Below are 11,759 nucleotides of genomic sequence, written 5' to 3'. Positions count from 1 at the left end.
TTGTGAGACTAATTTTTCAAGGGGAAAGGAGCTCCCTACGTTGGGAGCTCTCGCTTAGTAAATCGAACTTATGCCTCAGAGGTATTTCTCTATCGGCAGTAATTGCAGGAAGTAAGATTGGAATCGAGGCCATTTCCCTGTGTCTGGTTCGCGATTTAGTCGTCGTTCTCCCGATAGCCAATACACATCACCTTCTTGCAAGTGCAACGACCAGCTGTGCGTTTCATCCATCGCATCACCAATCGTTTCTGCCAATTCTTCGGCAACCGCTGGGCTGTCGATGACTAGGATTGATTCGCTATTTAAGTAGGTTGAGCGGAGATTGAAATTAAACGAGCCGATCACAGCAACCTGCTTGTCGAAGACGGCGGATTTTGAATGAAGACCGTAGCTCGCCTCTGGTGCACACTTGCGGTTATCTTTGGTTGATGCGAAACAAAGCGAGCTATCGGGTTGGAGCTCAAAAAGCTGCACGCCATGTTGCAACATATCTTCTCGGCGACCAGCATAAGCGGAATGGTTGGTGACCAGATCGTTTGATGCCATCGAGTTGGTTAATGCCTTAACATCAACGCCACGTTCGTTGAGTGTTTGCCAATCGTTCAGTTGGCGGTCGTCAAACACTAAATAAGCCGATTCAAGGAGCACCTCCTCATGGGATTGTTCGGCAAGCTGGCTCAGGTATTTCGCTGTCCTTTTGGGCTCTGAGGTGTTGCTTTCATCGCTCGGTACAGGTCTGTCGGCAATGTATTGGGCTTGTACTGGGGTCATAGAGCCAGTGAGCTGGGCTAACAACTGCTTCGCTGCCAGTGGCTTTGTGGGCAGCGGAGGGTAAGCAAGATACTCAGGAACGGTCACCGATTTGAGCACAGAAAGGCTGACGTCTTGATCTTCACCAAGTAAATCAACTGGGTAAGACCAACGACTATCCCAATATTGGTTGAAGCTTGTTTGAACCTCTTCAACCACATCACCCATCACCAATGCGTCTCGATCGCGAAAGTTGATGTCATCGGATAAATCGAAGTACTCGTCGCCAATATTGCGACCGCCGACTACAGAAAACGCGCCATCAACGGTGAAGGATTTGTTGTGCATACGGCGGTTTAAGCGGGAGAAGTCTCCCAATACATTGAGCCATTTCGCCACACCGCGGCGGGTAGGGATTGGGTTGAAAACGCGTATTTCAACGTTGGGATGGGCGTTGAGCTCGATCAAAAGCGACTCGCGCTCATTGAGGTTAATGTCATCGAGCATAACACGCACCTTCACGCCGCGGTCGGCGGCAGCCAGTAAACGGCTGGCAAGGTACGCGCCTGAAACATCAGAGTTCCAGATATAGTATTGAATGTCTATGGTACGCTCTGCCGTTTCAACTAACGCCAATCGCTGAGCAAGGGCATCCCACCCTGATTCTTGCAACAATACCGCGCTCGAAACCTCGGATCGACCTTTCCAATATTGTTCATTGAGTCTTGATAACTGGGTGTCGGATGGTAATGGGGCCGTAGATGGTGTGTGGACGATGTCATCGGGAAGCGTGCCACAGCCAGCTAAAAGGCTGATAATAAAAAGTTGAGAAGCTAAGCGCCTAAGCTTAATCATGAATGCGCGTCCTTGGGGATAGTTAGAGCAATCGCGTGAGTCTTGACTCCAGTATAACAAAAACCGAATGGGCGTAGGTTTGGCGCTGTTGAGGAAAATGAATGGCTATGCAATCAGGTTGTTATTTTGCTAGGCAATAGTACGTGCTTCATTGATTAAAATCACATCAGTGGTCAAGTAAATCCAGTACTATCGGCGCAAAATAATAGTCATTATCAAATGAAAGCAATGAGTCCCATGAAGCAATCTGCACTCGATTTACAAACCATAGTCGATGCTCTGTCGAAAGTAGAAAGAGCAAACAATGTCGATTTATGTCGGTTGAAAACGTCTATTTCCAACATGCCAGTGGATACACTAAAGACCTTTGGTCGTATTGGTCATCAGGATTCCATTGACGCACGTTTCAAGATTTTGAGCGAAGGCTTTCCTAATCTAAGCCACCAAGTCAACTACTTGCTTGAAGCCTCTGTGCTTCTTTAGGGCCACTCTCAGTTAAATTAAGTCGCCACTCTAGTGCAATTGCTAGAGTGGTTTTTAGTGCGCGCTATTTGTTTTAGAGCGTTAACTTGGGTTGAATGAAATCAATGAACGCTGAAATCCTTCTCGCCACATTGGAGGACTTATAGTACACCGCATTGACTAACTCGCGGCCGGTGCGGCTGATCTTTTCGTGTTCAAGCACTGGTACCAACCGGCCTTCCTCAATGTCGCTATTCACCATAAAACCTGACAAACAAGCAATGCCATTGCCTGCCAGAGCAAGTTGTCGCACCGCCTCACCATTGCTTGATGTGAGTGTTGGCTGCAAACTTTGGAACCCTTTTAACGGCCATTGATTGAGTGCTTTTGGTCCGCTGAACCCGATTGTGGCATGGTGGATTAAATCAGCGGTCGTGTGTGGCTGTCCCCGTTTTGCTAAGTAGTGAGGAGAAGCCACTAAATGGAGTTGACTGCGTCCGAGCGGTCTTGCGTGCAGAGTCGAGTCGCTCAACTGGCCGATTCGAATCGCGACATCGGTTTTCTTTTCAAGCAGATCAACAAATCCCTCGTTGGATGAGAGTTCAAGTTCGATGTCAGGATATTGCGCTTGGAAATCACCAATTAAAGGCACCAATTGGTGAAGAACAAATGGGCTGGCGGCATCAACGCGCAATCGACCTTTGGGAAGTTCACCGCGTGATATTAGCTCCTCTTCTGCCCGTTGGATCTGGGTTAATCCTAGGCGGATTGAGTCGATAAACTGCCGTCCTTCATCGGTTAACTCTATTCGGCGCGTAGTTCGATTGAGGATCGATACCCCAAGTTGTTTCTCTACTTTGCCAACGGCGCGTGAGACGCGAGCCACTTGAATATCAAGCGTGTCTGCTGCCGCAGAAAACCCACCGCTGTCCACCACGGCTAACAATATTTCAAGATCATCTGAGCGGGTAAGCATACGGTTTCCTCTAAGCCAACTGATGAATGGGTTATTACCTTCATTTATAGCAAAAATCATTTGCTAAAACTGCTGATTTTTACAATGAAATAGAGAGGCATAATGCCGCTATTCCCAGTCATCGCCGATTTCAGGTGAGGCTATTAACGTGATAGTGAGTATTTACCATGCCTTTAGCTCTTTTTGCATTGACGCTTAGCGCCTTTGCCATTGGTACCACGGAATTTGTCATTGTTGGGTTGATCCCGACGATGGCCAGCGACCTTGGTGTTTCTTTACCCTCTGCTGGTTTACTGGTTAGCTTGTATGCACTTGGTGTTGCCATTGGTGCGCCAGTGTTGACTGCACTAACCGGAAAGTGGAACCGCAAGTATGTTCTGTTGGCTGTTATGGCCTTGTTCGTGTTAGGAAACGTGTTAGCGTGGCAAGCCCCTGGTTACAACACCCTTATTGTTGCGCGCATTCTCACTGGACTGGCACATGGTGTATTTTTCTCTATCGGTTCGACCATTGCGACTGGATTGGTGGATAAAGATAAAGCCGCGAGTGCCATTGCCATCATGTTTACCGGACTCACAGTGGCATTGGTGACAGGTGTGCCGCTGGGTACATACATTGGTCAAACATTTGGTTGGCAAGCGACATTTCTGATCGTCGCGATTCTTGGAGTGATCGCGTGGATTGGGAGCGCTTGGTTAGTGCCGAGTAACTTAAAGCAGCCACCGGCCACTAAGTTGTCAGCGCAGCTTAAAGTGTTGACTCAGCCAAGGTTACTGCTGGTGTATGCCATTACGGCACTTGGCTATGGCGGTACGTTTACGGCGTTTACGTTCCTCGCTCCCATCTTAGAGCAGCAAAGTGGCTTCAGCTCTCACTCGATTGGTTTGATTATGCTGGTTTATGGCGTCTCGGTTGCCGTGGGCAATATTTGGGGCGGAAAAATGGCCGACAATTTTGGCCCAATCAAAGCGCTGACGATTATTTTTTCGGGCCTTGCGATTGTGCTATTGGTCTTTAATTTTGCGGCGTTCAATCCGATTACTGCTGTGGTGACCATTTTGGTTTGGGGCGCATTTGCATTTGGTAATGTGCCGGGGTTACAGGTGTACGTGGTTAAACTCGCAGAGCAAAATACGCCCGATGCCGTTGATGTCGCGTCAGGGCTAAATATTGCGGCGTTTAATGTAGGTATCGCGCTTGGTTCATGGGGCGGTGGACAGATTGTCTCTCAGGCTGGGTTAATGCATACCCCTTGGGTTGGGGCTTTGATCGTGGTGTTAGCACTGTTGTTGACGCGTTGGAGTGGTCGTTTAGATAAGCGTCAACCTGTTGAATCTACAAGTGAAGGCGTGGTGGCTTCTTGATTCCGTTGCGGAATATGGGTCACGAGGGTAATCGCTACTAATAAAATTACCATTTACAAACTAAACTTAAGTTGTGCTTAAGTAGTTTGGAGGTAAGCATGGATGTTCTGATTCAATTCGATGAGAAGGGGATGTACCAAAACAACCCTTGGGATATACCAGTGCCTTATCAGAAAGGGGAAGTACACTTAGTGAGCCCGCTCTCTGCTATGGTATTGATAGATCAAGCTCAGGCGCATCTCTACCTCAATGATGAAGACCGACGCATGACACTCTTAGAAAAGTAACGTGCGATGTTTACTTAATTGCAGGCGAGCGAGAAGCGGGGCGTTAACCAGAAAGGTGTCGCCCTGCTTTTTTATACCGTTCAACCATGAATAACGAGACTCTGTTAAAAGGGCTACTTTGGTAAAGTGTCTACAAAGCTATCGTCATCATCTGGCTGCGGGGATGGGTGTTGCTTTTGCCAGTCAGGGTTGTTGTGTATCGCGTCAATCAGCTCTCTATCAAGCCGCGCAAAATACAAATCTTCCTCTGCCTTGCCACGCAGTCTGAGTTTTTCCGTAAAGTCCATATTAGCCTCCTGCGGAATCTTTCACTCCCACATTAAGTATAGTGGGTCGTAGTCAATTGCTCACACCAAGGGTAAGCATTGCTCCTTATTATGGCTCCGGTGGTGTCAACCTAGGTTTACTTTGTTGTGAATGATTATCATTTTTGTGAATAATTCTGTTATCATCGCTGCAATAGTGGCAGATGTATCAATAGTTGAGTGGTGTCTGAGGAAAAAGTGTCAATGGTATCTGACAAGACAAAATCGGCGACTTTCAATCGGATCAGTAAGGTGTTGGGGTTTATTCATCGTCACCTTGATACGCCACTTTCACTTGACGAGATCGCCGCACAAAGCTGCTGGTCAAGATGGCAATTACAGCGCGTGTTTCAAGCTGAAACGGGTTTAACGGTAGCTAACTACGTTAGGCAGTTAAAGTTAAGTTTGGCGGCAGAACTGCTTCTTGATACCGATCAGCGAGTGATTGATATAGCATTAGCGGCTGGGTTCAACTCTGAGATCGCGTTCAGCCGAGCCTTCAAGCAATTTTTCACGTGTAGTCCGCGCGTTTATCGTAGGGCGGGGCAACGCACTGGACTCAAAAAGCCAATTGAAATTTCTGAGGTGCAAGTCAACGGTGAGCGTGCGCAGTCGTTTGTTGAGGTTCGTGTAGAAACCAAGCCAGCCTTCATTCTTAAAGGCATGCGTGGTGAGATAACAGGGCTGTTTTCTCTTGCTCCTAATTTTGCTGATGTGGTACCAAAGCTTTGGCAGCGCCTCGATGCTGAAGCTAACAGCACGTCACTCTCTTTTGGTCACTGCCTAGGTGTGGTTGATGTGACCAAAGCGGCGTTCGATGGCAGTAACCTCTTCTATTGGGCGGGTATTGAATTGCGCTCAGATATCGCCATGCCTGCATTGCCTAGTGTGGTCTCTGAACAGCTAGCAATCCTCAATGTACCAAAACAAACCTACGCTGCCGTTAAGCACAAAGGGCCCATTGATCGCCTGCCTCAAACGCTTGAATGGTTCATTTTGCATTGGCTTCCGACGTCTGGATATCGTGGTGTTGATGGCTATGAACTGGAGGTGTATCCAGACGACTATCAAGCGGACGCTGCGCACGCCGAAATGGAGTATTGGGTGCCGATCGTCCGGGTTTAACAGACCAAATAGCCAGCTTCTTTTTCCCATGTTGCACCAAATTGTTAACTTTCTTTTTTGTTGAACAATAAAATGCAAATGATATTTATTCTCAAGAAAAAGAAACACATGGGTATTAAGGACATCATGGACAAATCGACGACATTTCCGCGCTCAACCTTAGCGCTTGTATTGCTTGCGACCTTCTCGCTTCCCACTATCGCCTCCGAACACCACAGCTCCGAATCGACTCAATTGGAAGAGGTGACGGTGCTGGGCAAGGCCTATCGCAATACAGCGACCAAAACCGCACTTGAACCAGAGGAAACGCCGCAAGGTATTACGGTGATTGAGGGTGAGTTGTTGGAGCAACGCGCCGTTCAATCGGTATCGCAAGCGCTTCGTTATGCGCCGGGTGTCGTGACAGAGCAGAAAGGCGCGGCGGTCACCATGTACGACAACTTCTCTATTCGAGGTTTCGATACCAACAACGTTAACTATTACGATGGTTTGGTGTTGCCTTTCCTCGTGGGTTGGAACTTGCAGCCACAGATTGATCCTATTGCGATTCAACAAATCGAAGTGTTCAAGGGGCCAACGTCTGTCCTGTATGGCTCAATGCCTCCGGGCGGGATGGTGAACATTATCGCTAAGAGCCCACAACAAAAACAGCAAACATCGGTGGGCTTAGCGACGGGCTCAAGAAACCTAATGGAAGTCTCTATCGATACAACGGGGCAAATCGCTCAGAGTGACTTCTCGTATCGTTTGATTGCTTTGGCACGTAAACAAGATAGCCAAGTGGATGGCGCAGAAGAGGAGCGATATGTCATTGCGCCCTCTTTAGATTGGCAAGCGAGCGATCGTACGCTTATCAACGTTAACCTCTATTATCAGAAAGATCCGGCAATGGGGATCAACTCATCGGCACCACTTGAAGTGATCAAGAACCAATCGCCATCGACGTCGCTGGGGGATGAAGACTGGAGTAAGTTTGAACGTGATGTGTTGATGATCGGTTACAAAATCAACCACGAGTTCAATGATGCGTGGTCGCTACTGCAAAATGCGCGTTATATGGATGCGTCGCTGTACCAAGAAAACACCTATCACAGAGGAACCAGCTTCAATCCCGTGACAGGTAGCCTGGCGAGAAACATCTATACGACCGATGAAAGCTCGAAGAGTTTTGTAATTGATAACCAAGTCTCCGGCCAAATGACCGCGGGCGATTGGCAGCACAACTTGCTACTTGGCGCGGACTACCAAAATCTCACAGGAGATTCGTTATACAAAGAGTATACGGCGAATGCTGAGTTTTATGGCTTCAATGCTTACAACCCCGACAATAGCCTACTTGATCGCAGCAAAATCAACGAAGTTTATCGTGAGTCCCACGACATTAACTACAAACAACTGGGTTTTTATCTTCAAGACCAAGTCAGAACAGGGCGCTTAGTGCTATTGGCGGGTGGTCGCTATGATTTGTTTACCTCGAGTGATGACAAAGTCAGTACCAGTCCGACTTATGACGGCAAAGATAGCTCTGATCACAAGCAGTTCTCCTATCGTGTTGGCGCTTTGTATGAACTCGACAATGGCATTTCCCCCTTCTTGAGTTACGCAACCAGTTTTGAACCGGCAGCAGGCACGGATGTCAACGGTCAATCGTTTAAACCTCAAATTGGTGAGCAGGTCGAAATCGGCATGAAGTATATGTCTGCTGATATGTCCCAGTCACTGACCGCTTCGTACTTCCATATCACCAAGAACGATACGATTGTCGCGGACCCCTCTGACCCTAGCTATCGCGCGAAAATTCAAGTGGGTGAAGTGACCTCGCAAGGTGTTGAGCTAGAAGGCCAGATGTTCCTGACAGACAACTGGGATGTTCAAGCTTCTTATGCTTACATTGATATGGAAATCAAGAAAGCGTACGACCCGAACTTAGAAGGCACGACGCCTATCTATGTGCCAAAACACAGTGCGATGGCTTGGACCAATTACTACGTCTATAGCGGCACATTTGAGGGAGCACGCATTGGCGCTGGTGCCCGCTATGTGGGAGAAATGGAGATGGACGCGTCTAATACACAAGGCAAGGTGCCTGCTTACACTGTGGTGGACATGTCTCTAGGCTACGAGCTAGGTGGTGTCAGTGAAATGTTGTCTGGCGCGCAAGCGAACCTTGTCGTCAACAACCTTTTTGACCAAGAGTATTACTCGTGTTACGACAAAACCAACTGCTGGTTTGGTGCTGAGCAGTCTATAGAACTCAACGTTAACTACAATTTTTAACCGACAATCGCACTTAACACCGCCGCTCATTTTACGTGGCTAGGCTAGGTTTACAATGTAAATCGCCCCAGCATTAAACTGGGGCGATTCAATCTGGTTTGTCGACTATTTAAAACACACCTCTGCCCAGCGGGCTAACCCAGCCGTGACGGAGCCAAAGTAGTTGCCGCTGACGACATCAATGCTCGGCAGGGTTTCTTGCACTGCACCGCGTAAGATGGGTGAACGCGCTGAACCGCCAGTCATGAAGATCGCATCGGGTTTCACGCCGCCTTGCTCTACCGCCTCTTTGACCAACTCTGCCATTTTCTGTTTTGGCGTCTCGATCGCTTCGATCATGTCCTCAAAGCGGATATCCACCTCGAGCTGCTCAGACAGCAGTTGAATCACACCGTGATAGTGGGCGTGATCGGAAAGCGCAATCTTGGCTTCTTCCGCTTGGCGCACAAGGCGGTAGCCCAGTGTTTCATGGAATACTTCCAGTAGACGGGCGAGTTTTTCTGGCTCTTGTGCTTCTTTCTTCAGCTGCTTTAGCGTCGCCAAGTTTGAACGAGAGTAAAAATCTGCTTGGGCATCGACACTGTTAATCGCAATCGGATTCCAAAACTGGATGGTTGGCATAACGATGTGTGCGGTGGTTTTACTGCCAAGACCAAATGGCGTCATCAGTTGTTTAAAGGCGAGGGCGATATCGAGATCGTTGCCCCCAACACGCTGGCCACTGTGCGCTAACAAACTTTGTGTTCTGTCCGCTTTACCACGCCACCTTGGTCCCATTTCGATCAGTGAGCAGTCTGTGGTACCGCCGCCAATATCCACCACCAGTATAGTTTTGTTGTCGTTTAACGAGGCTTCGTACTCAAGGCCAGCCGCGACAGGCTCAAATTGAAACTCGACATGTTTAAAGCCTGCGCGTGTTGCTGCCTTAAGCAGGATGCTTTCGGCTTGTCGGTTTGCGGCTTCGCTGTCGCGGCCATGGAAGTTTACAGGTCGCCCAATCACGGTTTCTGTGATGGTTTGCTGCGCATCCGCTTCGGCGTTGCGTTTGATGTTATCCATCATGGCGCAAACGAGATCCTCAAAGAAGCTGACCTGAACATCGCGCAGTCCAGAAGCGCCTAAGAACGACTTTGGCGACTTAACGTAATAGCTTTCGCTTGGATCTTGTAGGTAATGATCCAACGCAGCTTGGCCAAAAGCGACCTCTTCGGCAATAAACTCGATGCCTTCCTCGCGATTGATGTTGATCGCGCGTCGAAGTACCTGCTCGCCCACTTTGTCGATGGGTTTAATATCACGGTGCTTAAACAGATACTCAGCCACGGCTTCGCGGCTTGGCGCGGATAGGGTAGAAGGAATGTATACGCTGTCGCCTTCTAGTTTGAGCAGCTTTGGCTCCCCTTGCTCCATTTTTGCCACTGAGCAATTTGCCGTCCCGTAGTCAAAGCCAATAAACATTCGAACCTCCTACCATTGAAAAAAGGTCGGCAATGCTACCTTAATGCGAAAATGAATGCCACTGGTGATTTGTTAAGCATGTCTATTGCGGACAACTTATAGTAGTCTAAGTGAATATTTGAATTTCTAATTTATTGATTGTATTGAACTAATAACCATAGTTTCGCAAGAGGTGGTATGGATACCGAAAACGTCATGCTGGCATACAACCAGTACGAAAGGCAGCAATTTAATGCCCTAGGTGGAGAGAAGATAGATACACCGGAGCTGGTCCGTTTTGTCTCTCCCGAGCGATATGGCAGCTACATCGCTTATTTTTGTTTGACGACTGAGAACGCGCAAGCGGTGATCGACCGTGAAAAAGCGTTTTTTCAGCGGCAAGGAAAATGCTTTGAGTGGAAAACCTACCAGACTGATAAGCCCGATGATATTGCACAAAGACTGCTTAATAGTGGTTTCGAAAAAGCTGAGCAAGAATCGTTTATGGTGCTTGATCTGAGCACCATAACCGCAAAACCCGTTGACGAGTCGCTGCTGACCGAAGTGCACGATGAGCAAGGTATACGCGATGCGATTCGTGTCCAAGAGCAAGTCTGGGGTGGCAATTTCGATTGGCAACTCCAACATCTACTCAGCTTGAAGCAACAAACGCCCGACGCGATTTCCATTTATGTGGTCTACCACCAAGGTCAACCTGTCACTTCTGCATGGCTCACCTTTAATGGAGAAAGCCCATTCGCGGGAATTTGGGGTGGGAGCACCATTGAATCTGAACGTGGCAAAGGGTTTTACTCGCTTTTGCTCAACAAACGCATCGCCGAGGCCAAATCACGTGGCAAACAGTACCTCACCATTGATGCGTCAGATATGAGCAAACCGATTGTCGAAAAATATGGTTTCCAATTTGTGACCAGCACAACTGGTTACGAGTTTAATGTGGAGTAGTGGGTATGGACGTTATTGAAGCTAATGTCGAACTGGAAGCGGCGCTCCTTGATTATGCGACCGAATGTTGTGATTCCGGCATTGAGATGTACCAACGGGCAATCGTTGATCCAAAAGGGTATTTAGCCAGTCTTGTTGCGCGAAAAAGTGCAGATTGCGCCGAACTCCCAGAGGGTTGGCTCCCTAGCACCACTTATTATTGTGTTGAACATGGTCGAGTATTGGGAGCCATTCGTGTACGCGCCGGTACTAATGACTGGGTCGAAAATGTTATTGGCCATATCGGCTATGAAACACGGCCATCCGCTCGAGGGAAAGGGGTAGCAAGATTTCTTCTCGCTTGGGTGGTAAAAAATGCGATTGAAAGCCGAGCCATCGTGACTTGTAACGTGGCGAATCTTGCTTCTCGCCGCGTGATTGAATCTTGTGGTGGAGAGTTCTTGGGGGAGTTTGATAGCGGCAGTGAAGGACGCGTGCGCCGCTATGCGTTTTATCGAAACTGAGACAGTATGCATTGATGGTGAAAGAGGCGATCTTGGTCTCAGATACGTGCCATTTTAGATGTTAGGGTAGTACACATAGTAACCAGTTTATTCGGCAGAAATCAGCATTTTGCTATCACAACGAAAGGGGTAACTATGTTAGGTGAAGATCATTCATTACTCAGTGAGTTTCCAGAATTTAAGGAGACAATCCTTGCTCTAGCGAAAACAGACGATGTGTTTTTAACCGACATGAAAGCGTATGACGGGCTAGATAAGGAGATAAGAACGTTAGAGTTGAGAGACTCTCCGATCAGCGATGAAGAAATGCATCAAATGAAACACGATAGGGCGATGCAAAAAGATAATCTTCACCAGCGTATTCTTAAAGCTCATCAGTAGCGACATGATTGAAGAAAAAAGAGCGATTCGTCGCTCTTTTTTTGTGGTTGATAGGGTCTGTTGATCTTTCG

The 11,759-nt window shown here is 48.0% G+C and carries 12 protein-coding genes; 8 read left to right on the top strand and 4 right to left on the bottom strand.

Translation table 11 applies throughout. The features are described from left to right. Window positions 1-75: 75 nt before the first annotated feature. A complete protein-coding gene (locus RJ47_RS04740; protein WP_039481968.1) occupies window positions 76-1,605 on the bottom strand; it encodes a phospholipase D family protein in 1,530 nt (509 codons plus the stop codon). 237 nt (window positions 1,606-1,842) lie between these two features. On the opposite strand from RJ47_RS04740, the gene RJ47_RS04735 reads away from it, so the two are divergent. Beyond that, window positions 1,843-2,088, top strand: a complete 246-nt coding sequence (locus RJ47_RS04735) for a hypothetical protein (RefSeq protein ID WP_039481966.1) — start codon at window positions 1,843-1,845, stop codon at window positions 2,086-2,088. A 73-nt stretch (window positions 2,089-2,161) separates the two neighbouring features. On the opposite strand, the gene RJ47_RS04730 is transcribed toward RJ47_RS04735, so the two are convergent. Next, window positions 2,162-3,043: a LysR family transcriptional regulator gene (locus RJ47_RS04730; protein WP_039481965.1), complete on the bottom strand. Its 882-nt coding sequence runs from the start codon at window positions 3,041-3,043 to the stop codon at window positions 2,162-2,164. A 167-nt stretch (window positions 3,044-3,210) separates the two neighbouring features. Here RJ47_RS04730 and RJ47_RS04725 point away from each other — a divergent pair, with 167 nt between their 5' ends. Both RJ47_RS04725 and RJ47_RS04720 read left to right on the top strand, forming a co-directional pair. After that, window positions 3,211-4,407 (top strand): MFS transporter, encoded by a 1,197-nt coding sequence (locus tag RJ47_RS04725; RefSeq protein WP_039481962.1) that lies wholly within the window; start codon window positions 3,211-3,213, stop codon window positions 4,405-4,407. Window positions 4,408-4,505: 98 nt separating this feature from the next. Further along, the gene (locus tag RJ47_RS04720) at window positions 4,506-4,694 is read left to right on the top strand and encodes a hypothetical protein (protein WP_005469440.1); all 189 of its coding nucleotides are present in this window, start codon (window positions 4,506-4,508) and stop codon (window positions 4,692-4,694) included. A 113-nt stretch (window positions 4,695-4,807) separates the two neighbouring features. On the opposite strand, the gene RJ47_RS21395 is transcribed toward RJ47_RS04720, so the two are convergent. Next, window positions 4,808-4,981: a hypothetical protein gene (locus tag RJ47_RS21395; protein ID WP_005469368.1), complete on the bottom strand. Its 174-nt coding sequence runs from the start codon at window positions 4,979-4,981 to the stop codon at window positions 4,808-4,810. A 222-nt stretch (window positions 4,982-5,203) separates the two neighbouring features. Here RJ47_RS21395 and RJ47_RS04715 point away from each other — a divergent pair, with 222 nt between their 5' ends. Both RJ47_RS04715 and RJ47_RS04710 read left to right on the top strand, forming a co-directional pair. Continuing rightward, entirely contained in the window at window positions 5,204-6,124 is a 921-nt protein-coding gene (locus RJ47_RS04715; RefSeq protein WP_039481959.1) for an AraC family transcriptional regulator, read from the top strand. A gap of 126 nt (window positions 6,125-6,250) precedes the next feature. Continuing rightward, window positions 6,251-8,401: a TonB-dependent siderophore receptor gene (locus RJ47_RS04710; protein ID WP_039482114.1), complete on the top strand. Its 2,151-nt coding sequence runs from the start codon at window positions 6,251-6,253 to the stop codon at window positions 8,399-8,401. A 105-nt stretch (window positions 8,402-8,506) separates the two neighbouring features. Here the strand turns inward: RJ47_RS04710 and yegD are convergent, their stop codons facing one another. Further along, window positions 8,507-9,859 (bottom strand): molecular chaperone, encoded by a 1,353-nt coding sequence (gene yegD / locus RJ47_RS04705; protein WP_039481957.1) that lies wholly within the window; start codon window positions 9,857-9,859, stop codon window positions 8,507-8,509. Window positions 9,860-10,036: 177 nt separating this feature from the next. Here yegD and RJ47_RS04700 point away from each other — a divergent pair, with 177 nt between their 5' ends. From RJ47_RS04700 to RJ47_RS04690, 3 genes are all read left to right on the top strand, one after another. Next, complete coding sequence (locus tag RJ47_RS04700) at window positions 10,037-10,804, top strand: GNAT family N-acetyltransferase (RefSeq protein ID WP_039481954.1); 768 nt, start codon at window positions 10,037-10,039, stop codon at window positions 10,802-10,804. Window positions 10,805-10,809: 5 nt separating this feature from the next. Further along, on the top strand, window positions 10,810-11,307 hold the full coding sequence (locus RJ47_RS04695; protein WP_039481951.1) for a GNAT family N-acetyltransferase: 498 nt from the start codon (window positions 10,810-10,812) through the stop codon (window positions 11,305-11,307). A gap of 135 nt (window positions 11,308-11,442) precedes the next feature. After that, window positions 11,443-11,688 carry a YdcH family protein gene (locus tag RJ47_RS04690; protein ID WP_005469192.1) on the top strand — a complete coding sequence of 82 codons (246 nt, stop codon included), beginning with the start codon at window positions 11,443-11,445 and terminating at the stop codon, window positions 11,686-11,688. Window positions 11,689-11,759: the final 71 nt, after the last annotated feature.

Source organism: Vibrio sinaloensis (assembly GCF_000808535.1).
Lineage (GTDB): Bacteria > Pseudomonadota > Gammaproteobacteria > Enterobacterales > Vibrionaceae > Vibrio > Vibrio sinaloensis_D.
Note: the sequence above shows the minus strand (reverse complement) of the source record. Positions and strands in the feature narration are given on the sequence as shown.